Raw genomic sequence first — 26,745 nt, forward strand, 5'->3', positions numbered from 1 at the left:
ACTAACATATTTTTTTGTAATAATAAAGCAAAAATATTTAGACAATTCTAGTACCATGGACTTCTTGGAAAGGAAACGCTGCAATAAGGTCGGGTAAATTGTCTTTATTCAATCCACCGCCTGGCATTATTTCGATGTTGCCACCCGAATTAACCACAAGTTTACCTAATTGATTTAAATTATCAAATAGATGTGTATCACTTGGACCACCATGAGTTAATAAACGTGTAAAGCCGATATCGATTAATTGATGCAATGCTTTAATTTGTCCTTCTAAATGTATTTCATCAAAAGCCATATGACAAACTACTGGTGTAGGAAAGGACAGCTGTTTTAGTGTTTTCATTTGCCACTCGTTTATAAGTGTATCCTTAGTTAAACAACCAAACACAAAATAATCTACGTTCAATTTTTTTAATATTTTTATGTCGCGTTGCATGATTTCAAAATCATATAAGTTATAAACAAAGTCGCCACCACGTGGACGAATCATCACTGCAATTTCAACTTGATTATGTTTACATATTTCAGTTGCAATTTCCACCATACCATAACTTGGCGTCGTTCCACCCACACTTAAGTTATCACAAAGCTCTATTCTGTTAGCGCCATTAGCAATTGCTTGTTCAACTTGTTGAATAGTTTCCACTACCGCTTCTTTAATCATTTTTCGTAACCAGTTAAACTTATATTGCCATTTTCAGTTACTAATATGTCATCTTCAATCCTTACACCGGCTACGCCAGGAACATAGATACCAGGTTCGACTGTGACAACCATTCCTGCTAAAAATTGATTTGTATTCGTGCTTGAAACGTCTTGATATTCATGTTCTTCTAAACCTAATCCGTGACCTAAGCGATGTGGGAAGTACTCACCATAGCCTGCTTCAGTAATAATGTTGCGTGCAATATCATCGACATCTTTAATTGTAACACCTGGTTTAATGGCTTCTATAGCTGCTTTTTCAGCTTTTAATACAACATCGTAAATCTCTTGCGCTTTGGCGTCAGGCGTACCAAATTTAACTGTTCGCGTCATATCACTGCAATAATTTTCATAGATAACGCCTAAATCAAACAGGACAAATTCATCTTGTTTCAATTGACGATCTCCTGGCGTACCATGAGGCGAAGCTGCATGATCACCAAATAATACCATTGTATCGAAACTCATTTCGTTTACACCATAAGCTTTAATTTCATATTCTATATGATTGACGACCTGACGTTCTGTGACACCTTCTTTTAAAAAGCTAACGCCAATGTCGATACATTTATCGGCAAGTTCACAAGCTTTTTTAATTTTTTCTATTTCAGCATCACTTTTAACATTACGTAATGTTTTGATGGTTTGATCGATATCGCCAAAGCTTTGAACATCAAATGCTTCAATAAGTTCTCGTTGTCGTTGTACTGTTAAGTGCGTTGCTTCAACAAGCAATTTATTGAATTTAACTTCATATTTATCTAACGCATTTTCAGTGTCTAAGTAGCCTATGATATCACCTTCAAATGGTGAGGCATGTACTTCTTCAACTTCTAATTGAGGGCAAAACAATACTTGTTCACCATTTTCTTTAATTAGTAGCGCTAGTAGACGTTCATGAGGATCACTTAAATAACCTGTGAAGTAAAAGATATTTAAAGGTGTTGTTATCCATGCTGCATCTGCCTGTTGTGATTTTAAGACTTCGGTAATCTGTGCTAATTTCATTTTTCAATCATCCTCCTACAAAGTTAATTACTCTTAATTTTATGTTACTTCATGAAGGAATTCAAAAGTTAAATAGAATAATAAAAAAAATTCATAGAAAAATATTTAAAATTAAGAGGGAAAACACTGAACTGAATTCCAATAATCGTGTTATACCATGATATATTTGTGGTATACATAAACTAAATAGCATTACGGGAGGAATTAAATAATGAAACTTTCATTTCATGGACAATCAACAATTTATTTTGAAGCAAATGGTAAAAAGGTTATCGTAGATCCATTTATTTCAGGGAATGGTCAATCTGATTTAGATGCTTCTACGTTAAAAGTGGACTATATTATTTTGACACATGGTCATGGGGATCATTTTGGAGATACAGTAGAATTGGCTAATAGAAACCATGCAACTGTCATTGGTTCTGCAGAGTTAGGTGATTATCTAACTACTTATCATAATGTGGAAAATGTAAGACCAATGAACATCGGAGGTAAAGCAACGTTAGACTTTGGAACTGTAAAATTTGTACAAGCTTTTCATAGTTCAAGTTTAACAGATGAAAACGGTGTGCCAGTATATTTAGGTATGCCAATGGGGCTTATTTTAGAAATTGAAGGTAAGACAATCTATCACACTGGTGACACTGGATTATTCAGTGACATGCAATTAATTGCCGAACGCCATCCAGTAGATGTTTGTTTTGTACCAATTGGTGACAATTTTACAATGGGCATTGATGATGCAAGTTATGCGATTAATACGTTCATTAAACCAAAAATTTCTGTTCCAATACACTATGATACGTTCGAACTGATTGAACAAGATCCAAGTAAATTTAAAGAAGCTGTGACGGTTGGGGAAGTTCAAATCTTAAAACCTGGCGAAGCAGTTGCATTTTAATTATCTGATAAAATAGCGGTTGAAAATATTTAAAGCCTGAAGTTCTTTAAAGTTCTTCAGGCTTTTTTTATTATTTTACTATTAATACTGGGATGTGTGCTCTTTTTGCAACTTTATGGCTAACACTACCTAATACAAATTTTTTCTTATCTTCAGCCTTACGGTTACTGAGAACAACGATTTCATATTTTCCACTATTAGCCTCTTTAACTAATTGTTCTTTCGCATTGCCACGCACAATAATCTCATCATATTTGATGCCATGCGCTTCTAATCTTTGGCGTGTGCTCTCTAAACCTTGGCTACGTTTCTGTACGAGTTTATCTAAGTGAACACCCGATTTGATGGATGCTTGTGCATCTTGTTCACTAATAGCATTTAAAATTGTTACTTTAGTACCTTCACCTGATAGCTTAGAAACTTCTTCAAGTGCTTTTTCATTTTTAAGCGTTGTATCAACACCAAGTAGTATATTTTTGAACATTGTTCATCCCTCCTTGACTTCATTCTAATAAAATTTTATTAATAAAGCCAATTAAATTTGTCTATTTAACATATTAATTTACTTATACGATGATTTTATATTATTTTATGTGACTATAAAGATGTTTATAGAAAATCACGTGATAATTTGATGAGTTACATCGCAATTTTAGTGATAAAAAGTTATAATGTCATAGAAACTGTCAAAATAAAAGAGGTTATTGAAATGACAAAGCATGAACAAATCTTAGCGTATATAGAATCTCTAGTAGTTGGACAAAAGATTTCTGTTAGAAAGATTGCAAAGGATTTAAATGTATCTGAGGGAACAGCCTATAGAGCAATAAAGGACGCAGGTCAAATTGGATTAGTAGCAACAATAGACAGAGTGGGAACCGTACGTATTGAAAAGAAATCACGTGAGCAAATTGAGCAACTTACTTTTGCAGAAATTGTAAAAATTATTGATGGCCAAGTGTTAGGTGGTAGGAATGGTTTGATAAAAACACTAACAAAGTTTGCAATTGGTGCAATGGAAATCGATGATGTTGTAAAATATTTAAGTACTCATACACTGTTGATAGTTGGTAATCGTAAAGATGTGCAGTTAGCTGCACTTAAAAGAGGGAGTGCAGTGCTAATTACTGGTGGTTTTAATACTTCAGCAGAAATCATTAAATATGCAGATGAACACGACTTACCAATTCTTTCTTCAAACTATGATACATATTTAGTCGCAAACATTATTAATAGAGCAATGTACAATCAAATGATTCGTAAAGAAATATTGGTTGTCGAAGATATTGTTAAACCAGTATCGGAAGAAACCGTTGTATTTGATCGTATGAGTTTAAATGATTATAAAATGAGAGCACGTAAAACAGGTCATTCAAGATTTCCAGTCATCGATGAAGATTGGCGGTTAGTAGGTATAGTGACAAGTAAAGAAATCATTAAAATGGAAAATCAAAATACACTTGCACAAATCATGACTAAATCGCCGATCAACGTACAGCTATCTACTACTGTTGCGAACTGCGCGCATATGATGATTTGGGAAGGCATTGAACTGTTACCTGTTACAACAGCAAGTAAAAAGCTAATCGGTGTAATTACAAGAAAAGACGTATTAACAGCTATGCAATTGTTAAGTAGGCAACCTCAAGTTGGTGAAACAATTAATGATCAAATTGCAAAGCATATAACTATTGAAAACGATGGAATTCAAGTGCAAATTACACCATTATTAACAAACCAATTTGGGACATTAAGTAAATCGGTGTTCGTTGCCATTATTGAAGAAACAGTTCGTTATGAAATGAGAAAGTTAAAGAAATTAGAGGTTATGATTGAGAGTTTAAATATTATGTATATTAAGACAGTGCAAATTGAGTCTGAAATACATGTACAATATGATATGTTAGATGTAGGTCGAAATTTTTCTAAACTAGAAGTAACGATGACAAGTGAAGGTTATCGAGTAGCAAAAGCAATGATTATTTGCCAAATGATAGATTAATAAATTTATAATAAAAAGGAAGATATAGATGACGAAAGAATTTAATGAAATCATGCACGAAATCAATGAAGCAGAAACGATTATTATACATCGGCATGTCAGACCAGATCCAGATGCGTACGGTTCGCAGTTGGGTCTGAAAAACTATTTAAAACTCAAATATCCAAATAAAAAGATTTATGCTGTAGGAGAAGCAGAACCTTCATTAGATTTTATTGGTACGTTTGATGAAATATCTGATGATGTTTATGACGAGGCATTAGTCATTGTGTGTGATACCGCTAATTCACCTCGTATCAGTGATGAAAGATTTAATAAAGGGCGTTTATTAGTGAAAATAGACCATCATCCTGCAGTAGACCAATATGGTGATATTAACTATGTAAATGATCAAGCATCTTCAACGAGTGAAATTATATTTGACTTTATCGTTCATTTTAATGACGTGTCTATCATAGATGAAACCGTAGCCAGAGTACTTTATCTTGGTATCGTTGGAGATACAGGAAGATTCCTATTCAATAATACAACGCCACATACGATGAATGTTGCGAGTCAATTATTAAAATTTCCATTCAATCATAATGAAGTGCTTAATAAGATGGGGGAAAAAAATCCCAAATTATTACCATTTCAAGGATATGTGCTACAACATTTTGATTTAAATGACAAAGGTTTCTGCAAGGTTGTCATTACTAAAGAAGTCTTAGAACAATTTGATATTGCTGCAAATCAGGCATCACTGTTTGTAAATGCAATTGCCGATATTCAAGGATTGAAAATATGGGTATTTGCAGTTGATGAAGGTTCAGAAATTAGATGTCGTATTCGTTCTAAAGGGATCATTATAAACGATATTGCGAGCGATTTTGGTGGCGGTGGTCATCAAAATGCATCTGGTGTATCTGTGAGAGACTGGGAACACTTTGAAAAACTAGCTGAAGCATTGAATCATAAACTTTAATAAGATAGGAGGTATTTGCAAATGGTTGCGCATTTAAACATTCATACGACGTACGATTTACTAAATTCAAGTATTAGAATTAAAGAAGTTGTTGCGAAAGCTGCAAAAGAAGGATATTCAGCACTTGCAATTACAGATACGAATGTTTTGTATGGACTTCCACAATTCTATGACGCGTGTATTGCTGCAAATATCCATCCAATCTTTGGTATGACGATTCATGTTACTGATGGTTTAACGGAGGTTGAAACTATCGTATTAGCACAAGATAATTCTGGGATAAAAGATTTATTCAAATTATCTTCAGCAATAAAGATGAAAGAAAAGTCAGAGACACCAATAGAGTGGTTAAAAAGATATTCAAGTCATCTTATAGTCATTTTTAAACATGTTACAGAAACTCATAAATCAATCATTTCTGGTTTTTTAAATCATAATCATACATTTGTGAATCATACGAGTGAAGTTACCTTTGATTTACCAATGGTTTGGGCACAAAGTACACGTTACCTTAATCCACAAGATTCAGATACGCTTTCTGCAATGGCTGCTATTAAAGACAATAGTAAGTTAGATTTAGTGAGTGAACAACCTGACTATGATGAACATTTATATACCAGTGAAGAATTAGAAAATTTATCATTAAGTGATACAGTTTTAGAACAAACATATCGCATTGAGCAGCTTTGTCAGGCGGAAATAAGTTATCATCAATCTCTGCTACCAAAATATAAAACGCCAAACCAACAGCAATCCAACGATTACTTATGGCAATTATTAGAGAAAGAACTTCAGCGATTAAATTTAACTGAAGATAAGAATAATATATATCAAAAGCGTTTAGTACATGAGTATCAAGTTATCACTAGAATGGGCTTCGAAGATTATTTCTTAATAGTTAGTGATTTAATTCAATATGCGAAAAACAATGATGTATTAGTGGGGCCAGGACGTGGTTCTGCTGCTGGTTCGCTCGTTAGTTACTTACTAAACATTACGACGATTGACCCGATTGCGTATAATTTATTATTTGAGCGTTTCTTAAACCCAGAACGGGTCACTATGCCGGATATAGATATTGATTTTGAAGATACGCATCGAGATAAAGTTATCCAGTATGTCCAAGAAAAATATGGTGAAAATCATGTCGCAGGTATTGTTACCTTTGGTCATCTTCTTGCAAGGGCGGTGGCTAGAGATGTTGGTAGGATAATGGGCTTCGATGAAGTTACATTAAATGAAATTTCTAAATTAATCCCCCATAAGCTTGGCATTACATTGGACGAAGCCTATACGCTTGATGCATTTAAACAATTTGTTCACCGTAATCATAGACATGAACGATGGTTTGAAATATGTAAGAAGTTAGAGGGATTGCCAAGACATACTTCAACACATGCAGCAGGTATCATTATCAATGATCATCCTCTTTATGAATATGCACCATTGACGCTTGGTGATACAGGTCTGTTAACGCAATGGACAATGACTGAGGCAGAAAGAATCGGTCTGTTGAAAATTGATTTTCTAGGTTTGCGTAATCTTTCGATTATTCATCAAATTGTGAAACAAGTAAAACATGATTTAAATATTGACATAGATATAGAACAAATACCTTTTAACGATAAAAAGGTATTTCAATTATTATCACAGGGGGATACAACAGGTATCTTCCAATTAGAGTCTGATGGTATTAGGAATGTACTGAAACGATTACAGCCTGAGCATTTCGAAGATATAGTAGCGGTAACATCACTATATAGACCAGGACCAATGGAAGAAATTCCAACCTATATATCAAGACGTCATAATCCTGATAAAGTACAATATCTTCATCCCGATTTAGAACCCATTTTAAAAACGACATATGGTGTCATTATTTATCAAGAACAAATAATGCAAATTGCGAGTAAATTCGCCAACTTTAATTATGGTGAAGCGGATATCTTAAGACGTGCAATGAGTAAAAAGAATAGAGCGGTTTTAGAAAGCGAACGTCAACATTTTGTGAATGGCGCCTTAAAAAATGGTTATAGTGAGCAATTAAGTAAACAAATTTTTGATTTGATTTTAAAATTTGCAGATTATGGATTTGCTCGTGCGCATGCTGTTAGTTATTCGAAGATAGCGTATATCATGGGTTACTTAAAAGTTCATTTCCCTAATTATTTTTATGCTAATATTTTAAGTAATTCAATCGGAAGTGAAAAGAAAACCGCACAGATGATTGATGAGGCAAAGCACCAGAATATTAACATTTTGCCACCTAATATAAATCATAGTCATTGGTTTTATAAAGCTACAAAAAAAGGCATTTATCTATCAATTGGTGCCATAAAAGGAATCGGTTATCAAAGCGTTAAGCTAATTGTGGAAGAACGAAAAACTAACGGCGCATTTAAAGACTTTTTTGATTTTACTCGCCGTATCCCGAAAAGGATAAAATCTAGAAAATTAATAGAATCACTTATTTTAGTTGGCGCATTTGATACTTTCGGCAAAAATAGAGCGACGCTATTACAATCTATAGATCAAGTCTTAGATGATATTTCAGATATAGAGCAAGATGGCTTCATATTTGATGTGCTCACACCTAAAGCTACTTATGAAGAAAAGGACGAACTGCCAGATAAAGTACTTAGTGAATATGAAAAAGAATATTTAGGGTTTTATGTATCCACACATCCGGTGGAAAAAGCGTTTGAGCAAAAACAATATCTAGGTATATATAAACTTGCAAACGCCCAAGATAATAAACCTATTTTTGTTCAAATGGATAATATGAAACGTATTAGAACGAAAAACGGACAAAATATGGCGTTCGTTACCCTAAACGATGGTGTTGACAATTTGGATGGTGTACTATTCCCAGATACATTCAAAAAATATGAAACTGAGTTAAATACATCTCAAATGCTAGTCGTAAGGGGTAAGTTTGAAAATAGAAATAATAAGCAGCAACTGATTTTGAATCAAATAGATTCAATAGATAAGTTTGAAAAAACGAAGTTTGAACAAGCGGAACAGATTGTTATTAGAAAACTAGATGATGAATCAACGATGCATCCATTTTTAACTGAAGAAAATGTACGTGATCAAATACCAGTACAATATTTTAATGAACGTCAAAATAACATAAAAACGATTGGCTATGTTACACGGGATAATGAATTGTTAAGTGAACTGATTCAAAGGTTTTCACCATGGGATATAAGAATTATTTAACTTTAATCGCGCTATAAACTATGGTATAGTTAACTGATGGTTAAGCATAAACTTGCCATCAGTTTTAATTTTATTTTATTAAGATTGAAAAAATATATAATAACTAAACATACCTATATGTTTTTATTACAAACATTAACTAGCAAAATAAATTATCGTGCGAGTTAACGATATTATTTGTAATTTAGGTTAGATTGTAATAAAAATGTATATGAGTGTTATTTTAAACTAATTGGATGTAAGGGGTAGATTACATGACTTTAAGAGACGAAGCTTTAGAAATGCACAGAAGAAATCAAGGGAAATTAGAAGTTTCACCTAAAGTAAAAGTGACAAATAAAGAGGAATTAAGCCTAGCTTATTCTCCGGGTGTAGCGGAACCTTGTAAAGAAATACATGAAGATCCTCGTAAAGTTTTTGAATATACAATGAAGGGCAATACTGTAGCAGTTGTTACTGATGGAACTGCAGTGCTAGGGCTAGGAAATATAGGAGCTGAAGCAAGTATTCCAGTTATGGAAGGGAAAGCTGTTTTATTTAAAAGTTTCTCTGGTATAGATGGGGTGCCAATTGCCTTAAATACTACTGATACAGAGGAAATAATTAAGACTGTAAAATTACTTGAACCCAATTACGGTGGTATTAATCTGGAGGATATTTCAGCACCACGTTGTTTTGAAATTGAAGAAAGATTGAAAAAAGAAACTAAAATTCCAGTTTTCCATGATGACCAACACGGTACGGCGATTGTAACGGTTGCAGGCATGATTAACGCTTTAAGAATAGTTGACAAAGATTTGTCTGATATTAAAGTTGTACTGAATGGTGCTGGTGCTGCAGGTATTGCAATTGTTAAATTACTTTATTCTTATGGTGTAAGAAACATGATTATGTGTGATTCAAAGGGAGCAATCTATGAAGATCGCTCATTTGGTATGAATGATACGAAAGCATATGTAGCTAAGTGGACTAATAGAGATAAAGTAGACGGCAGTCTAAAAGATGTCATCGAAGACGCAGATGTATTTATTGGTGTATCTGTAGCAGATTTATTATCAAAAGAAATGGTTGAATCTATGGCTGATGATCCAATTATTTTTGCAATGGCTAATCCAAATCCTGAAATTAAACCTGATGTAGCTAAAGCTGCAGGTGCCAAAGTAATCGGTACTGGGCGTTCAGATTTTCCAAATCAAATAAATAATGTGTTGGCTTTCCCAGGCATATTTAGAGGCGCATTGGATGTTGAGGCTACACATATTAATGAAGAGATGAAACAAGCAGCTGTTGAAGCTATAGCTGATTTAATTAAACCAGAAGAGTTAAATCCGGACTATTGTATACCAGGTCCTTTTGATAAACGTGTAGCGCCATCTGTCGCTAGAGAAGTTGCAAAAGCTGCAATGGAATCTGGGGTAGCAAGAGTAGATGTTGATCCAGAAGAAATATATAATAAAACAATGAAATTAACAGACTTAGATAAATAATATTCATTAACGCTGATTGCAACGACCAATTTGGTATGGAGTAAGTAAGCGATGGTTAAGTGGAGGTTTACCAATGTTTAAAGATTTTTTCAATAGAAGCAGTAAAAAGAAAAAGTACGTAACAGTATCTGATTCAAAACAAAGTGATGTACCAGCGGGTATCATGACCAAATGTCCTAAGTGCAAAAAAATTATGTATACAAAAGAACTAGCAGAAAATTTAAATGTTTGTTTTAATTGTGATCATCATATTGCACTAACTGCGCACAATCGCATAGAAGCTATTTCTGATGAAGGGACATTTAAAGAATTTGATAAAGGAATGACCTCTGCTAATCCATTGGACTTCCCAAGTTATGAAGAGAAAATTCAAAAAGACCAACAAAAAACTGGCTTAAATGAAGCAGTTGTCACTGGCACTGCGCAGTTAGACGGTGTTACATTTGGTGTAGCAGTCATGGATGCACGCTTTAGAATGGGAAGTATGGGATCGGTATTAGGTGAGAAAATTTGTAGAATCATTGAATACTGTACTGAAAACCGATTGCCGTTTATATTGTTTTCAGCAAGTGGTGGCGCTAGAATGCAGGAAGGCATTATTTCCTTAATGCAAATGGGTAAAACAAGCGTTTCATTAAAACGACATACAGATGCAGGATTATTATACATTTCATATATAACTAATCCAACAACTGGTGGCGTTTCTGCAAGCTTTGCTTCGGTGGGTGATATTAATATTAGTGAACCAAAGGCGTTAATTGGATTTGCTGGTAGACGTGTTATTGAACAAACGATTAACGAAAAATTACCGGATGATTTCCAAACTGCTGAATTTTTACTAGAACACGGACAATTGGATAAAGTCGTCCATAGAAAAGAAATGAGAACGACATTATCTGATATTTTAAAAATGCACCAAGAGGTGAAAACGAATGCTTGATTTTGAAAAGCCATTGTTTGAAATAAAAAATAAAATTGAATCTTTGAAAGAATCTCAAGAGAAAAATGATGTCGATTTACAAGAAGAAATAGATATGCTTGAAGCATCATTAGCGAGGGAAACTGAAAAAGTATATACCAATCTCAAGCCATGGGATCGAGTGCAACTAGCACGCTTACAAGAAAGACCCACATCGTTAGATTATATACCACATATTTTTGATTCGTTTATTGAATTGCATGGTGATAGAAATTACAGAGATGATCCAGCAATGATTGGTGGTATTGGCTATCTAAATGGTCAAGCAGTAACAATAGTGGGTCAACAAAGAGGTAAAGATACAAAAGACAACATATATCGTAATTTCGGTATGGCGCATCCAGAAGGTTATAGAAAAGCATTAAGACTAATGAAACAAGCAGAAAAATTTAACAGACCTATTTTCACTTTTATTGATACTAAAGGTGCATATCCAGGTAAGGCTGCGGAAGAAAGAGGTCAAAGTGAATCAATAGCTAGAAATTTAGTTGAAATGGCTTCTCTAACTGTACCAGTGATTTCAATAGTAATTGGTGAAGGTGGAAGTGGAGGCGCGCTTGGTTTGGGTATTACAAATCGCATCTTAATGTTAGAAAACAGTACATATTCTGTTATTTCTCCTGAAGGTGCTTCTGCTTTGCTTTGGAAAGATAGTAATCTAGCTAAAATTGCAGCAGAAACGATGAAAATCACGGCAGAAGATTTATATGAATTGAATATTGCAGATGAAGTTATAAAAGAGCCGTTAGGTGGAGCACATCATGATGTCGAAACACAGGCGCAAAGTATAAAACATACTTTTGAAACGCATTTAGCAGAATTGAATAAGTTAACAAACGAGCAACTTGTTGAAGATCGATATCAAAAATTCAGAACGATTGGTTCATATACAGAATAATTAGCAAGATATTTAAGAAGAAGCCTAGACAGATGTTTAATGTCTTAGCTTCTTTTTTATATGATCATTATAGTGTTGTTATTCGATGCTTTGTTTATTGAAATTCAATTTAAGGTAATAGAATATATGTATTCAATTATTTCGAAAACTTATTAGGAAACGCTTACTATGTGTATATTTATTGAATACTTGTTTATAAAACGTTTACATTTGTCACAAGTCCTTATTTTAATGGCAACAGCTTAGATTTTATGGTATTTTTAGAATAAGAAATACATGTTAGAAAGGTATGTCGTCATGAAAAAAATTGCAGTGTTGACAAGTGGTGGAGATTCTCCAGGCATGAATGCAGCGGTTAGAGCTGTAGTTAGAAAAGCGATTTATAATAATATTGAAGTCTATGGAGTATACCAGGGCTATCAAGGGTTATTAAACGATGATATCGAGAAACTAGAACTCGGTTCGGTAGGTGACACAATTCAACGAGGCGGGACTTTTTTATATTCTGCAAGATGTCCAGAATTCAAAGAAGCGGAAGTCCGCAAAAAAGGTATAGATAATTTACGTAAAAGAGGCATCGAAGGACTCGTAGTTATTGGTGGAGATGGTAGCTATAGAGGTGCACAACGCATTAGTGAAGAATGCCCCGAAATTCAAACAATTGGCATACCAGGTACGATTGATAATGATATTAATGGGTCTGATTTTACAATTGGATTTGACACGGCACTAAATACAATCATTGAATGTGTTGATAAGATTCGTGATACGGCTTCTAGCCATGCTAGAACTTTCATCATTGAAGTTATGGGACGTGACTGTGGTGATTTAGCACTTTGGGCAGGATTATCTGTAGGTGCTGAAACAATCATTGTTCCTGAAGTCGAAATAGACATTAAAGACATAGCAGAAAAAATTGATAACGGAATCAAACGTGGCAAAAAGCATTCAATTGTAATGGTTGCTGAAGGATGTATGTCAGGTGAAGCATGTGCTGAAGAATTGACTAAATATATCAATGTTGACGCGCGTGTTTCTGTGTTAGGACACATTCAACGTGGTGGAAGTCCAAGTGGCGCAGATCGTGTATTAGCGTCGCGTTTAGGAGGTCATGCAGTTGATTTATTGTTAGAAGGGAAAACTGCGATTGGAGTTGGAATTCGTAACAATGAATTAACTGATACACCTTTTGAAGAGATATTTAGATCACACGAACACGAGTTTGACTTTGAAACTTATGAATTAACGAACGAATTATCTATTTAAAATACTGGGAGGAAATAATAATGAGAAAAACTAAAATTGTTTGTACTATAGGACCTGCGTCCGAATCTGAAGCAATGCTTGAAAAATTAATCAAGGCTGGCATGAATGTAGCACGTTTAAACTTTTCACATGGGGACCATGCTGAGCATAAAGCAAGAATAGATACAATTCGTAAAGTTTCTAAAAGATTAGGAAAAACAGTTGCAATCTTACTTGATACAAAAGGACCAGAAATACGTACACATAATATGAAAGATGGTCTTATTGAACTTGAAAAAGGTTCAGAAGTTATCGTAAGCATGAATGAAGTAGAAGGTACTCCTGAAAAATTCTCAGTTACTTATGAAAACCTTATTAATGATGTCAATGAGGGATCATATATTTTATTAGATGATGGTTTAATTGAATTACAAGTTAAATCAATTGATAAAGCAAATGGCGAAGTATTATGTGATGTTCTTAATACTGGTGAATTAAAAAATAAAAAAGGTGTTAACTTACCAGGCGTGAAAGTGAGTTTACCTGGTATTACAGATAAAGATGCCGATGACATTAACTTTGGTATCAGTGAAGGTGTAGATTTTATTGCGGCAAGCTTTGTACGTCGCCCTAGTGATGTATTAGATATTCGTAAACTGTTAGAAGCTAAACACAATACAAATATCAGCATTATTCCTAAAATTGAAAACCAAGAAGGTATTGATAACATTAAAGAAATTCTTGAAGTATCAGATGGTTTAATGGTTGCTCGTGGTGATATGGGTGTTGAAATCCCACCAGAATCTGTACCAATGGTTCAAAAAGATTTAATTAGACAATGTAATAAATTAGGTAAACCAGTCATTACAGCTACTCAAATGTTAGATTCTATGCAACGCAATCCTCGTGCTACACGTGCAGAAGCAAGTGATGTTGCTAATGCGATATATGATGGTACAGATGCAGTTATGCTATCAGGTGAAACTGCTGCAGGACAATATCCTGAAGAAGCAGTTAAAACAATGCGTAATATTGCCGTTTCAGCAGAAGCAGCACAAGATTATAAAAAATTATTGTCCGACCGTACTAAATTAGTTGAAACTTCATTAGTAAATGCGATTGGTGTTTCAGTAGCACATACTGCTTTAAACTTAAATGTTAAAGCAATCGTAGCAGCTACTGAGAGTGGTTCGACTGCACGTACGATATCTAAGTATCGTCCACAATCTGACATCATTGCAGTTACGCCAAGTGCTGAAACTGCGCGTCAGTGTGCTTTAGTTTGGGGTATATACCCAGTTGTTAAAGAAGGCCGTAAAACGACAGACGCATTATTAAATAATGCAGTAGCAACAGCAGTTGAAACAGAAAGAGTTCAAAATGGTGACCTAATTATTATTACAGCAGGAGTTCCAACTGGTGAAAAAGGTACTACAAACATGATGAAATTACATCTTGTAGGTGACGAACTAGCTAAAGGACAAGGTATTGGTAGAAGCTCAGTTGTAGGTCAAACATTAATTGTTAATGATGCGAGCGAACTAGAAGGTAAAGATTTATCAGAATCAATTATTGTAACGCATTCTGTAGACGAAACACTTGTACCTTATATTGAAAAAGCAAGTGGACTTATCACTGAAGAAAATGGTATTACGTCACCAAGTGCGATTATTGGTCTTGAAAAGGGTATTCCAACAATTGTAGGTGTAGAAAATGCTACTTCAGAAATTCAAAATGATGTATTAATTACAGTAGATGCGAACCAAGGAAAAATATTCGAAGGTTATGCTAACGTACTTTAAGTTAAACGGCGTAATGTTCATGTAAAAGCACCCCTAACTCAATCGGATGAGTTAGGGGTGCTTTTTAATGTAAGCTAGGACAATAAAGCTTTAATATAGAACTTCATGTTATTTTGCTTAATGTTGGTTTTTAGCTACTTGTTTATAACGTAAATACATTAATGCCAAAATGATAAACCAAATAGGTGTTAAGAATACTGCAATTCTTGTATCTGTATTTACGAATAATAAACTAAACACTAATACAAAAAAGGCTAATATAGCATACCCCATGTATTTACCACCTGGTAATTTGAAAGTCGATTGCTTATGTAGTTCTGGATTTTTACGATGATAGTTAATATACGCCACAGTAATTAAAGCCCAAACCACAAGGAACAATACAGTAGAAACAGTAGTGATATAAGTAAACACTAATGTTGCATTTGGAATAATATAGTTCAATAATGCTGCGATCATGAGTAATCCACATGACACGAAAATAGCTATATGTGGCACGCCATTTTTATTTGTTTTGTTAAAAAAGGGTGGTGCTTGCTTTTGAGATGATAATCCAAAAAGCATACGACTATTTGAAAAAATACCGCTGTTACACGATGATGCGGCAGCAGTTAATACTACAAAATTGATAATACCAGCTGCAAATGGTATCCCAATAAGTGCAAAGAGCCTTACAAAAGGACTTTCATCAGGATTGATTTGGTTCCATGGAATGATAGACATAATTACTGCTAAAGCACCAACATAAAATATTAATATCCGTGTAGGTACACTATTAATTGCTTTTGGTAATGTTTTAATAGGATCTTTTGTTTCACCGGCTGTTACACCTATAAGTTCGATTCCTACGAAAGAGAACAATGCCATTTGGAACGACATTACAAAACCGCTCATTCCTTTAGGGAAAATACCATTGTTATAAAGATTTGTTAATGAAGCGTGCCCAAATTGCGTATTGTATGCCATGATAATCATAATAGCACCAACAACAATTAAAGCGATAATTGTAACGATTTTGATAATAGAAAACCAAAACTCTAATTCTCCAAACAACTTAGCACTTAATAAATTAAGTGACATTAAGACAAGCACACAAAACAAGGCACTCATCCAATTTGGTATATTTGGAAACCAAAAACTGACATATTTTGCTACTGCGGTTACTTCAGCCATACCTGTAATAATCCAACATAACCAATAGGTCCAACCTGTAACAAAACCTGCAAAAGGACCAATGTAATGATTGGTTACATCTGCAAATGATTTGAAATTAGTGTTAGTAATTAATATTTCTCCCAATCCACGCATAAACATAAATAGCATAAAGCCAATTATAATATACGTAAGTAAAATAGACGGGCCAGTTAAAGCGATTGTTTGGCCAGCACCTAAGAATAATCCAGTTCCAATTGCTCCCCCAATTGCAATAAGCTGAATGTGACGATTACTTAGTTCTCTTTGTAACTGTTGTTTTGCCATATTTTAATACTCCTTTATTTAGTTATTTATTATTATGCAATGCAATATAAAATAAAACAACTATTTTCTGAAACTATATCGCTCTTAATACAGTATAATAGTACATTAATAATTTGTTATTAATCATGATAACCAATTGAAAAGATATAAAAATTGAAGTGAGAGTGGTTACATATTAAAATGAATTTATAACAACGTAAAAGATAGTTGCGTGTTTTAGGGCATATAAACAAATAAATATTTCTTATTGATTTGGTAAGAAAATTGAAACCTAAATATTCACAAAAGTGACAAAATTGGATATAATGGTTTATGAAAGCCATTTCATAACGAAATAGAAAAGGGGAATTATATATGGCAGAGTTACAAAAAGGTTTAGAAGGGGTAATTGCAGCTGAAACAAAAGTAAGTTCTATCATCGATAGCCAATTGACTTATGCTGGTTACGATATTGATGATTTAGCGCAAAATGCTGAATTTGAAGAAGTTATCTTCTTATTATGGCATTATCGATTACCTAGTGAATCAGAATTGAAAGAATTAAAAGAAAAACTCTTTGAATATATGACACTAAATCCTAGAGTGTATAACCACTTTAAAGAATACGCAACAGGAAATGTTCATCCAATGACAGCATTAAGAACTTCTGTTTCTTATATTGCACATTTTGATGAACATGCGGAAGACGAAGAAGAAAGCCAAACATTAGAACGTGCAATTCGCATTCAGGCTAAAATCGCTTCACTTGTTACTTCATATGCACGCGTTAGAGAAGGCAAAGAAGCAGTCAAACCAAACAAAGAGTTAAATTATGCTGGTAATTTCTTATACATGTTAAGAGGCGAATTACCTAGTGATATCGAAATTGAAGCATTTAATAAGGTACTTGTATTACATGCTGATCACGAACTTAACGCATCTACATTTACAGCAAGATGTGCGGTTTCATCGCTATCAGATATGTACTCAGGTATTGTTGCAGCAGTTGGTTCCTTAAAAGGTCCATTACACGGCGGGGCAAATGAACGTGTAATGAGTATGTTATCTGAAGTTAAATCAATTGAAGAAGTTGATGAATATATCGATAATAAAATAAAAAACAAAGAGAAAATTATGGGCTTTGGGCACCGTGTTTATAAAGATGGAGACCCAAGAGCAAAATACTTAAAAGAAATGAGTAGAAAAATTACTGCTGAAACTGGGCAAAGTCAATTATTCGATATCTCAGTTAAAATCGCAGACAAAATGAAAGCAGAAAAAGGGCTAATTGCAAATGTTGATTTCTTCAGTGCTACGGTCTATCACAGTATGAACATTGAGCATGATTTATTTACGCCAATCTTTGCAGTAAGTAGAACTTCTGGTTGGATTGCGCATATTTTAGAACAATATAGAGACAATAGAATTATGCGCCCAAGAGCTCAATATATTGGTGAAACTAACAGAACTTATGCACCGATTGAAGAAAGATAGGTAAAGCAATAAACAGAACGATTTAGTAAGTGCAATTAAATATCGAATTCAAATACACGGAGGTTTTTTTACATGGCAGGCGAAAAAGTAGTAAAAACAAATGACGGTTTAACAGTACCAAACAATCCGATTATCCCATTTATTATTGGTGATGGCATCGGACCAGATATTTGGAAAGCAGCTAGCAGAGTAATCGATGCAGCTGTTGAACAAGCATATAATGGTGAAAAGAAAATTGAATGGAAAGAAGTATTAGCTGGTCAAAAAGCTTATGACGAGACTGGCGAATGGCTTCCAAAAGAAACACTCGATACAATTGAATCATATTTAATTGCGATCAAAGGACCTTTAACAACGCCAATAGGTGGAGGGATTCGTTCACTAAACGTTGCATTACGTCAAGAATTAGATTTATTCACATGTTTACGTCCAGTTCGTTGGTTCCAAGGTGTACCTTCACCTGTTAAGCGTCCTGAAGATACAGATATGGTCATCTTCCGTGAAAATACTGAAGACATTTATGCTGGTATTGAATTTAAAGAAGGCTCTCCAGAAGTAAAAAAATTAATCGACTTCTTACAAGATGAGATGGGTGCTAAAAATATTAGGTTCCCTGAGACATCTGGTATTGGTGTTAAACCAGTATCTAAAGAAGGAACAGAGCGTTTAGTACGTGCAGCAATTCAATATGCGTTAGACAATAATCGTAAATCATTAACACTAGTGCATAAAGGTAATATAATGAAATTTACTGAAGGTGCGTTTAAACAATGGGGTTATGATTTAGCACATAATGAATTTGGTGATAAAGTATTCACGTGGCAACAATATGATGAAATTGTTGAAAAAGAAGGCAAAGATAAAGCTAATGAAGCGCAAGAACAAGCTGAAAAAGATGGTAAAGTTATCGTTAAAGATTCAATTGCTGATATTTTCTTACAACAAATCTTAACTCGTCCTGCTGATCACGATGTTGTAGCTACAATGAACTTAAATGGTGATTATGTATCAGATGCATTAGCAGCACAAGTAGGTGGCATCGGAATTGCCCCAGGAGCAAACATCAATTACGAAACAGGGCACGCAATTTTTGAAGCTACACATGGTACTGCACCAAAATATGCTGGTTTAAATAAAGTTAATCCGTCATCAGAAATTTTAAGTGCCGTATTAATGTTAGAACACTTAGGATGGCAAGAAGCAGCAGATAAAATAACGGCATCTATCGAAAAAACAATTGCTTCTAAAGTTGTAACATATGACTTTGCACGTTTAATGGATGGTGCTAAAGAAGTTTCTACTTCAGAATTTGCGGATGAATTAATCAAAAATATCTAATTGCAAGAGACAATAGTTGTTAATTTCAATTTAGTGCATAATACAAGAGGCGAAATTCTTAACGATAGAATTTCGTCTTTTTTATATCAATACATTTGAAACTAATTATAGATGTCATATGTTATGTATCAAGGTTGTAATGAAACAATGATTAAGACAAGTAGTCATGCATTAAAACATAACGTTAAGGTGTTCATATTATGTATATAATGTTAAGATTCTATTAACTCAATATATTGATAGCAACTATCAACATAGTTACAAAAAGCGCAACACTTTGTTTATAGCAAAATTACAAAAGTTTCAAAAAATATTTACATAGGTCGATATTAGATGCATTGTAAAGTTTATGTTAAATCATTTTAAACTATGTTATTTTTATTAAAATTTAAGTTATAATTAATTTGTAAAAACAAATATGGAGGTATACTATGTCACAAAAAGTACTTGTAGTAGATGATGAGCAATCAATTGTAACCTTGTTAAAATATAATTTAGAACAAGCTGGATACATAGTAGAAGTTGCCTATGATGGAGAAGAGGCATTGGAAAAGGTACATGCTACAAACCCAGAATTGATTGTCTTGGACGTAATGCTTCCCCAAAAAGATGGAATTGAAGTTTGTAAATCTATTCGGACTGAAAAAAATCTAGTACCTATTCTTATGCTGACGGCTAAAGATGATGAGTTTGATCGTGTCTTAGGTTTAGAATTAGGTGCAGATGATTATATGACTAAACCATTTTCACCTAGGGAAGTAGTTGCGAGAGTGAAAGCTATATTAAGAAGGTCTGCTATTGTAAATGAAGCAGTTCCAGTTGAGAATGATGAAGATGATATTATCATAGGATCGATTAGAATCCGACCTGAATATTTTGAAGTATATAAAGATGATGAATTATTAGAGCTAACGCCTAAAGAATTTGAATTACTATTATATTTAATAGAAAGACAAGGCAGAGTAATTACGCGCGAGCATATGCTCAACTCTGTATGGAATTATGAATTTGCTGGTGATTCTAGAATTGTGGATGTACATATAAGTCATTTAAGAGACAAATTAGAAGAAAATCCAAAGCAACCTAAACTAATTAAAACAGTTCGTGGCTTAGGTTATAAATTGGATAGACCTAAAGTCTAATGTTGAAGTTTCATCAACGACTATTATTTTTATTATGTACCATCGTTATTATTAGTTTCTTAGCTTTAGGTGCAATCATCACACATGCTATTTATAATACAGTCTCTACATCTCAAGAAGGTGACTTAGAACATCAAGCAGAACATCTTGTTAACTTGTATAAAAATAGTAAAGAAAGTGAAATGATTGATATTGCTAAAAGCGAAAAACTTACTGTCAATATAGTAGAAAGTAACGATGTCTTGTTTTCCACAAATCAAGGAACTCAAATCAATAATGATATTAAAAATGAAGCAAATCCCTCTAGGTTGATTTATGATAAGCAAAATGATGATCGCAGATTTACATTTAAAACATCAATTGATGACAAAGATGTTTATTTAAGTGGTATAAATAATGAGATATTAGAATTGCAGATACAAATGTGGAAATATATTGGGCTTATTGGTTTATTTGTAATCGTTATTATATTTTTAGTTGTTAGAAGTATCAATCGTACTTATATTAGACCGATTAATGAAGTTACATATGCAACTAATCTTTTGGCAGAAGGGTATTATCACGTAAGAGTACCAGAAAGCAATGTCAAAGAGACAAGAGAATTGTTTGTAACGACAAATGAACTTGCTCGAAGATTACAAAGGTTGAACCATAAGCAGAAACTTCAATCAAATCGATTAAAGACAACTGTAGAAAATATACCAAGTTCTATACTGATGATTGATAAATATGGTGAAATTGTTGTGGCAAATAAGTCATTTTATAATGTCTTTACACCTGATGAAGTAGTTGAACATAAAAGCTATGTTGGCTTTGTAGATTTGAAACTACAAAAACTTATCACTGAAGCTTTTAAAGTGGAAAAACCAATTTACGACCAAATTGAATTAACGATTGATCAAGTTCATCAAAAATATTTTGATACAGCTTGTGTACCTATTCTTTCAAAAACAAAGAAAAATCTTTACGGTATGGTTATTGTGTTACATGATATTACGAATCTTAAAAAACTAGAAAATTTAAGACGTGAGTTTGTTGCTAATGTATCACATGAATTAAAAACACCTATTACGTCTATTAAAGGGTTTGCAGAAACGCTATTAGATGGTGCTAAAAACGATGAACAGACATTAAATGAATTCTTGAAAATAATTTCTAAAGAATCGGACCGAATTGAAACGTTGGTTTTTGATTTATTAGATTTGTCACATGTTGAGCAACAAACGGAAATCGAAACTGAATATGTAAGTCTTTCAGAAATTGCAGAAAATACAATTAAGCATATGCAGCATATTGCGGAAGATAAACAGATAACAATTGTTAATAAAATTAACCCAGATATTGTGATTGATGCGAATAAAGATAAGGTGTCTCAAGTTGCTTTGAATTTAATATCTAATGCTGTGAGTTATTCCAAATCATCTAGCGACGTCATCGTCCGTGTTTATAAAGAGGCGAATAAACGTATCATGGAGGTACAAGATTTTGGTATTGGTATCAGTGCAGAAGATCAGCAACATATTTTTGAAAGATTTTATCGTGTAGATAAAGCGAGAAGTAGAGATTCAGGTGGTACTGGTCTAGGTCTTTCAATTACTAAGCATATTATGGAAGCGCACAATGGACGAATTAATGTCTTTAGCCAACCAAATGAAGGATCAACATTTAGGGTTACTTTCTTCGAATAACGTAGCGAATCATGCTATAATTTAAAAAATAGTTGTAGTTAACTTTTATATCGGTCAAATCACCTCAAAAGGTATTTGACCGTCTTTTTTATTTAGCTAAATATATGTAACAAGCAAATATGACGTATCGATACTGTTACGCTAGCTATTTGTGCTAAAATAAATATAAATATGTGTTGGAGGTTAAAACATTGAATAAATTAGTCTTAATAGATGGTAATAGTCTGAGCTTTAGAGCATTTTACGCTTTACCACTTTTGCAAAATAAGGCAGGTATACATACCAATGCCGTTTATGGCTTTGCGATGTTCCTTGAAAAAATAATTAAAGAAGAACAGCCTACACATTTTCTTGTTGCATTTGATGCAGGAAAAACGACATTTAGACACGATAAATATAGTGAATATAAAGGTGGGCGTCAAAAAACGCCACCCGAACTTAGTGAACAATTCCCATATGTTCGACAATTGTTAGATGCATATCAAATTAAACGATATGAATTAGAAAATTATGAAGCCGATGATATTATTGGAACATTAAGTAAAGAGGCTAATCACGCTAAATTTGAAACAATTATTGTTACTGGTGATCGAGATTTGACACAGTTAGCTACAGATGATGTAACAATTTATTATACGAAAAAGGGCGTAACCGAGGTGGATCACTATACGCCAGAGTTTATTGCTGAGAAATATGATGGTTTAGTTCCAAATCAAATTATAGACATGAAGGGCTTAATGGGTGATGCATCAGATAATATCCCAGGTGTAGCAGGTGTGGGTGAAAAGACAGCCATTAAACTATTAAAACAATTTTCTACAGTGGAAAACGTTTATGAACATATTGAAGAAGTTTCAGGTAAAAAATTAAAAGAAAAACTTGAAAATAGTAAAGCAGATGCATTAATGAGTAAAGAACTAGCCACTATTAATTGTGATAGCCCATTAGAAGTGGCACTAGAAGATACGAAATTACCTGAAAATCCAGATTTAACAGCAAAAATTGATATCTTCAAAAAGCTTGAATTTAAACAATTATTAGATCAAATTGATGTGGATGGTAGTAACTCCTCTACTGAAAAAATGGAAATAGCAATCTCGTCTGATTTCACTCATGTCGATTTTAATGATTTAACAGAAGCCACAATTCATTTCGAATTGAATGGTTCGAATTATTTAAAGGATGAGATATTAAAATTTGCGCTATATGACGGTTCGCATCATATAGTTATCGATGCTAAAAAAATACATGATTATCCCGAATTAATTAACTGGTTAGAAAGTTCGATAACTGAAAAAAATGTCTATGATGCTAAAAAATCATATATTGTTGCTCACCGTTTAGATATAGCCATTAAACACATCGTATTTGATGCCATGCTTGCAAGTTATATAATTGACCCATCACGTACTATTGATGATGTGAATTCTGTGGTTACAAATTATGGACAATACTATGTGAAGGAAAGTGTTGAAGTATACGGGAAAGGTAAAAAAAGACATGTACCTGAAGATGATGTTTTAAATCATCATGTCGCAACGATAATTGAAGCGATTAATAAAGCTAAACCCAAAATGCAATCCCAGTTAAAAGAATATAATCAAACCAATTTATTAGATGATTTGGAATTACCATTAGCTCGGATTTTAAGTAAAATGGAAGAAACAGGTATTTATACCGTTGCTAGTGATTTGCAAGAAATGGAAAAAGAAATACAACTAAAACTCGATGTTCTCATTGACAATATTTATGAAGCAGCCGGTGAACCATTTAACGTTAACTCACCTAAGCAATTAGGTGTAGTGTTATTTGAAACGCTCGAATTGCCTGTTATTAAAAAAACCAAAACAGGCTATTCTACAGCTGTAGATGTGCTAGAACAATTACAAGGTCAACATCCTATCATTGATTATATTTTAGAATATAGAACACTTTCAAAATTACAATCAACTTACGTAGAAGGACTTCAAAAAGTTATCAGTGAAGACAACCGTATTCATACACGATTTAATCAAACACTCGCTCAAACAGGTAGATTGTCATCTATTGATCCAAACCTACAAAATATACCTGTTCGATTAGAAGAAGGTCGTAGAATAAGAAAAGCATTTAAATCAAGTGACAAAAATAATGTGATATTTTCTGCTGATTATTCACAAATTGAATTACGTGTACTTGCACATATTACGCAAGACGAGAGTATGAAACAAGCATTCATTAATGATGAAGATATTCATACAGCAACTGCTATGAAAGTGTTTGATGTGCAACCAGATGAAGTTGATAGTATTATGCGTAGACAAGCAAAAGCGGTTAACTTTGGTATTGTGTATGGCATAAGTGATTATGGGCTGAGTCAAAGCTTAGGTATTACACGTAAACAAGCAAAACAATTTATTGATGATTACCTAGACAGTTTTCCTGGGGTGAAACAATATATGGAAGATATTGTTAAAGATTGTAAAGCGCAGGGATACGTAGAAACTTTATTACATCGTCGTCGTTATATTCCGGATATTACGAGTAGAAATTTTAATTTACGTGGTTTTGCAGAAAGAACAGCTATGAATACACCTATACAAGGTAGTGCAGCAGATATTATCAAATTAGCGATGGTCAATTTCGCAAATGAAGTTAAACATACAAATTTCCATGCCCAATTATTATTGCAAGTTCACGATGAATTAATTTTTGAATTACCTAAAGAAGAAGTAGAAACATTTGGAGAATTTATAGAAAATATTATGGACAACGCATTAGAATTAGACGTGCCACTTAAAGTTGAGTCTAGTTATGGAGAAACGTGGTATGATGCAAAATAGAAAGAAGGTAAACGAGTGCCTGAACTACCTGAAGTAGAACATGTAACAAGAGGAATTAAGCCATTTGTAAAAGGACAAAACATAGCATCCATTATTTTTTCTGATAAAGTACAAGAAGGAAAAGCCAATCAACGCGAAACAATCATTAAAGGTATGGAGTTAGATACATTTAAAAAATTCACTGAGCATTATACAATACAAGATATTGAAAGAAAAAGTAAGTACATTCTTTTTTATTTAGAAAAACAGGGAGATCATAGAATACTTATTAGTCATTTAGGAATGGCTGGCGGATTCTTTGTCGTGGATAAGATTGAAGATATAAATGTGCCGAATTATCGCAAACATTGGCATGTTATTTTCAAGTTAGATAATGATAAATTACTCGTGTATTCAGATATACGTCGTTTTGGAGAAATTAGAAATGTAGCATCATTTGAGGAATATCCCTCATTTTTAGAAATTGCACCTGAACCTTTTGATCAAGATGCTATGAATCATTACTTGGGGTGGTTTGATAAAAAACTGTATCAAAATAAACCAATCAAACAAATGATTTTGGATCATCGAGTGATTTCAGGTTGCGGCAATATATATGCATGTGAGGCATTATTTAGAGCCGGTATTCGCCCAGCTAGAGTATCAAAAAGTTTGAATAATCAAGAAAGAGAAATATTATTTTATTATGTTCGAGAAGTACTAGAAGCGGGTATAAAATATGGTGGAACGAGTATCTCAGACTATCGTCATGCTGATGGTAGCACTGGTACGATGCAACAACACCTCAACGTGTATAAACAAAAAGTTTGTAAAGTGTGCGGAGATGACATTGCAACACAAGTAATTGCAACAAGAAATAGTCATTTTTGTCCTACTTGCCAACAATAAAGGAAGAGTGAGAATATGCCGAAAGTTATAGGACTAACTGGTGGTATCGCATCAGGAAAATCTACGGTATCAGAACTATTAACTGCACATGGCTTTAAAGTTGTGGATGCAGATATTGCATCACGTCAAGCAGTTGAAAAAGGTACAAAAGGCCTGGAGCGAGTTAAAGAAGCCTTTGGAGAAGAAGCAATTGATGAAAATGGAGAAATGAATAGGTCTTATGTAGGTGAAGTTGTATTTAATCAGCCTGAAAAAAGGTTAGAATTAAATGCAATTGTTCACCCAATTGTTCGAGATATAATGGAAAAAGAAAAAGAACAATACCTCAATGAAGGGTATAATGTCATTATGGACATACCATTATTGTTTGAAAATGATTTACAAGATACGGTAGATGAGGTCTGGTTAGTTTATACGTCTGAAAGTATACAAATTGACAGATTGATGGAACGAAATGATATTTCAATGGAGGACGCAAAAGCACGCGTCTACAGTCAAATTTCTATAGATAAAAAACGTAGAATGGCAGATCATGTAATAGATAACCGGGACACAAAATTAGAACTAAAACAAAATTTAGAAAATTTATTATTAGAAGAAGGCTACATTGAAAGTTATTCTGAAGATGTATTATAAAAATTTTCAATTGCCACCAACGATATTATCGTTGGGTGGCAATTTTTTATAAGCTTTGAT

At 33.5% G+C, this 26,745-nt stretch carries 20 protein-coding genes; 16 read left to right on the top strand and 4 right to left on the bottom strand.

Annotated elements, in window-relative coordinates; translation table 11 throughout:
* Window positions 1-37: 37 nt before the first annotated feature.
* Window positions 38-667: a copper homeostasis protein CutC gene (locus tag BTJ66_RS01100; RefSeq protein WP_099089156.1), complete on the bottom strand. Its 630-nt coding sequence runs from the start codon at window positions 665-667 to the stop codon at window positions 38-40.
* Window positions 664-1,716, bottom strand: a complete 1,053-nt coding sequence (locus BTJ66_RS01105; protein WP_099089157.1) for a M24 family metallopeptidase — start codon at window positions 1,714-1,716, stop codon at window positions 664-666. Before BTJ66_RS01105 ends, BTJ66_RS01100 begins: the two co-directional genes overlap by 4 nt.
* A gap of 211 nt (window positions 1,717-1,927) precedes the next feature.
* On the opposite strand from BTJ66_RS01105, the gene BTJ66_RS01110 reads away from it, so the two are divergent.
* Entirely contained in the window at window positions 1,928-2,617 is a 690-nt protein-coding gene (locus BTJ66_RS01110; RefSeq protein ID WP_099089158.1) for a metal-dependent hydrolase, read from the top strand.
* 70 nt (window positions 2,618-2,687) lie between these two features.
* On the opposite strand, the gene BTJ66_RS01115 is transcribed toward BTJ66_RS01110, so the two are convergent.
* Window positions 2,688-3,101 carry a universal stress protein gene (locus BTJ66_RS01115; protein ID WP_099089159.1) on the bottom strand — a complete coding sequence of 138 codons (414 nt, stop codon included), beginning with the start codon at window positions 3,099-3,101 and terminating at the stop codon, window positions 2,688-2,690.
* A gap of 225 nt (window positions 3,102-3,326) precedes the next feature.
* On the opposite strand from BTJ66_RS01115, the gene BTJ66_RS01120 reads away from it, so the two are divergent.
* The 8 genes from BTJ66_RS01120 (at window position 3,327) to pyk (ending at window position 15,219) form a co-directional block, all read left to right on the top strand.
* Complete coding sequence (locus BTJ66_RS01120) at window positions 3,327-4,619, top strand: DRTGG domain-containing protein (protein ID WP_099089160.1); 1,293 nt, start codon at window positions 3,327-3,329, stop codon at window positions 4,617-4,619.
* 28 nt (window positions 4,620-4,647) lie between these two features.
* Window positions 4,648-5,583: a DHH family phosphoesterase gene (locus BTJ66_RS01125; protein ID WP_099089161.1), complete on the top strand. Its 936-nt coding sequence runs from the start codon at window positions 4,648-4,650 to the stop codon at window positions 5,581-5,583.
* 21 nt (window positions 5,584-5,604) lie between these two features.
* Window positions 5,605-8,808, top strand: coding sequence for a DNA polymerase III subunit alpha (locus BTJ66_RS01130; protein ID WP_099089162.1), 3,204 nt, complete (start codon window positions 5,605-5,607; stop codon window positions 8,806-8,808).
* 254 nt (window positions 8,809-9,062) lie between these two features.
* A complete protein-coding gene (ystJ, locus tag BTJ66_RS01135; protein ID WP_099089163.1) occupies window positions 9,063-10,295 on the top strand; it encodes an NADP-dependent malic enzyme in 1,233 nt (410 codons plus the stop codon).
* A 73-nt stretch (window positions 10,296-10,368) separates the two neighbouring features.
* Complete coding sequence (gene accD, locus BTJ66_RS01140) at window positions 10,369-11,235, top strand: acetyl-CoA carboxylase, carboxyltransferase subunit beta (protein ID WP_099089164.1); 867 nt, start codon at window positions 10,369-10,371, stop codon at window positions 11,233-11,235.
* The gene (locus BTJ66_RS01145) at window positions 11,228-12,172 is read left to right on the top strand and encodes an acetyl-CoA carboxylase carboxyltransferase subunit alpha (RefSeq protein ID WP_099089165.1); all 945 of its coding nucleotides are present in this window, start codon (window positions 11,228-11,230) and stop codon (window positions 12,170-12,172) included. The genes accD and BTJ66_RS01145 overlap by 8 nt, the downstream gene beginning before the upstream one ends.
* A gap of 297 nt (window positions 12,173-12,469) precedes the next feature.
* Window positions 12,470-13,438 carry a 6-phosphofructokinase gene (gene pfkA, locus BTJ66_RS01150; protein WP_099089166.1) on the top strand — a complete coding sequence of 323 codons (969 nt, stop codon included), beginning with the start codon at window positions 12,470-12,472 and terminating at the stop codon, window positions 13,436-13,438.
* Window positions 13,439-13,458: 20 nt separating this feature from the next.
* On the top strand, window positions 13,459-15,219 hold the full coding sequence (pyk, locus tag BTJ66_RS01155) for a pyruvate kinase (RefSeq protein ID WP_099089167.1): 1,761 nt from the start codon (window positions 13,459-13,461) through the stop codon (window positions 15,217-15,219).
* Between the two features lie 117 nt (window positions 15,220-15,336).
* Here pyk and BTJ66_RS01160 read toward each other — a convergent pair whose 3' ends face one another.
* Window positions 15,337-16,698, bottom strand: a complete 1,362-nt coding sequence (locus BTJ66_RS01160) for an amino acid permease (protein WP_099089168.1) — start codon at window positions 16,696-16,698, stop codon at window positions 15,337-15,339.
* Between the two features lie 354 nt (window positions 16,699-17,052).
* On the opposite strand from BTJ66_RS01160, the gene BTJ66_RS01165 reads away from it, so the two are divergent.
* From BTJ66_RS01165 to coaE, 7 genes are all read left to right on the top strand, one after another.
* On the top strand, window positions 17,053-18,171 hold the full coding sequence (locus BTJ66_RS01165) for a citrate synthase (RefSeq protein ID WP_099089169.1): 1,119 nt from the start codon (window positions 17,053-17,055) through the stop codon (window positions 18,169-18,171).
* Between the two features lie 72 nt (window positions 18,172-18,243).
* The gene (icd, locus tag BTJ66_RS01170) at window positions 18,244-19,509 is read left to right on the top strand and encodes an NADP-dependent isocitrate dehydrogenase (protein ID WP_099089170.1); all 1,266 of its coding nucleotides are present in this window, start codon (window positions 18,244-18,246) and stop codon (window positions 19,507-19,509) included.
* 431 nt (window positions 19,510-19,940) lie between these two features.
* Window positions 19,941-20,651: a response regulator transcription factor gene (locus BTJ66_RS01175; protein ID WP_099089171.1), complete on the top strand. Its 711-nt coding sequence runs from the start codon at window positions 19,941-19,943 to the stop codon at window positions 20,649-20,651.
* Window positions 20,651-22,339, top strand: a complete 1,689-nt coding sequence (gene pnpS, locus BTJ66_RS01180; protein ID WP_099089172.1) for a two-component system histidine kinase PnpS — start codon at window positions 20,651-20,653, stop codon at window positions 22,337-22,339. The genes BTJ66_RS01175 and pnpS overlap by 1 nt, the downstream gene beginning before the upstream one ends.
* A gap of 191 nt (window positions 22,340-22,530) precedes the next feature.
* Entirely contained in the window at window positions 22,531-25,161 is a 2,631-nt protein-coding gene (gene polA / locus BTJ66_RS01185) for a DNA polymerase I (RefSeq protein ID WP_099089173.1), read from the top strand.
* 15 nt (window positions 25,162-25,176) lie between these two features.
* Window positions 25,177-26,049, top strand: a complete 873-nt coding sequence (mutM, locus tag BTJ66_RS01190; RefSeq protein ID WP_099089174.1) for a bifunctional DNA-formamidopyrimidine glycosylase/DNA-(apurinic or apyrimidinic site) lyase — start codon at window positions 25,177-25,179, stop codon at window positions 26,047-26,049.
* Between the two features lie 15 nt (window positions 26,050-26,064).
* On the top strand, window positions 26,065-26,685 hold the full coding sequence (gene coaE / locus BTJ66_RS01195; RefSeq protein WP_099089175.1) for a dephospho-CoA kinase: 621 nt from the start codon (window positions 26,065-26,067) through the stop codon (window positions 26,683-26,685).
* Window positions 26,686-26,745: the final 60 nt, after the last annotated feature.

Origin of the sequence: Staphylococcus edaphicus (assembly GCF_002614725.1) — a bacterium.
Taxonomy (GTDB): Bacteria; Bacillota; Bacilli; order Staphylococcales; family Staphylococcaceae; genus Staphylococcus; species Staphylococcus edaphicus.

Bases quoted from the DNA above. Each gene is read 5' to 3' on its own strand.
- BTJ66_RS01115 (WP_099089159.1), bottom strand. From the start codon at position 3,101: ATGTTCAAAAATATACTACTTGGTGTTGATACAACGCTTAAAAATGAA.
- ystJ (WP_099089163.1), top strand. From the start codon at position 9,063: ATGACTTTAAGAGACGAAGCTTTAGAAATGCACAGAAGAAATCAAGGG.
- accD (WP_099089164.1), top strand. From the start codon at position 10,369: ATGTTTAAAGATTTTTTCAATAGAAGCAGTAAAAAGAAAAAGTACGTA.
- BTJ66_RS01120 (WP_099089160.1), top strand. From the start codon at position 3,327: ATGACAAAGCATGAACAAATCTTAGCGTATATAGAATCTCTAGTAGTT.
- pnpS (WP_099089172.1), top strand. From the start codon at position 20,651: ATGTTGAAGTTTCATCAACGACTATTATTTTTATTATGTACCATCGTT.
- coaE (WP_099089175.1), top strand. From the start codon at position 26,065: ATGCCGAAAGTTATAGGACTAACTGGTGGTATCGCATCAGGAAAATCT.
- BTJ66_RS01125 (WP_099089161.1), top strand. From the start codon at position 4,648: ATGACGAAAGAATTTAATGAAATCATGCACGAAATCAATGAAGCAGAA.
- BTJ66_RS01165 (WP_099089169.1), top strand. From the start codon at position 17,053: ATGGCAGAGTTACAAAAAGGTTTAGAAGGGGTAATTGCAGCTGAAACA.
- BTJ66_RS01100 (WP_099089156.1), bottom strand. From the start codon at position 667: ATGATTAAAGAAGCGGTAGTGGAAACTATTCAACAAGTTGAACAAGCA.
- pfkA (WP_099089166.1), top strand. From the start codon at position 12,470: ATGAAAAAAATTGCAGTGTTGACAAGTGGTGGAGATTCTCCAGGCATG.
- BTJ66_RS01105 (WP_099089157.1), bottom strand. From the start codon at position 1,716: ATGAAATTAGCACAGATTACCGAAGTCTTAAAATCACAACAGGCAGAT.
- BTJ66_RS01145 (WP_099089165.1), top strand. From the start codon at position 11,228: ATGCTTGATTTTGAAAAGCCATTGTTTGAAATAAAAAATAAAATTGAA.
- BTJ66_RS01160 (WP_099089168.1), bottom strand. From the start codon at position 16,698: ATGGCAAAACAACAGTTACAAAGAGAACTAAGTAATCGTCACATTCAG.
- pyk (WP_099089167.1), top strand. From the start codon at position 13,459: ATGAGAAAAACTAAAATTGTTTGTACTATAGGACCTGCGTCCGAATCT.
- icd (WP_099089170.1), top strand. From the start codon at position 18,244: ATGGCAGGCGAAAAAGTAGTAAAAACAAATGACGGTTTAACAGTACCA.
- BTJ66_RS01110 (WP_099089158.1), top strand. From the start codon at position 1,928: ATGAAACTTTCATTTCATGGACAATCAACAATTTATTTTGAAGCAAAT.
- BTJ66_RS01130 (WP_099089162.1), top strand. From the start codon at position 5,605: ATGGTTGCGCATTTAAACATTCATACGACGTACGATTTACTAAATTCA.
- BTJ66_RS01175 (WP_099089171.1), top strand. From the start codon at position 19,941: ATGTCACAAAAAGTACTTGTAGTAGATGATGAGCAATCAATTGTAACC.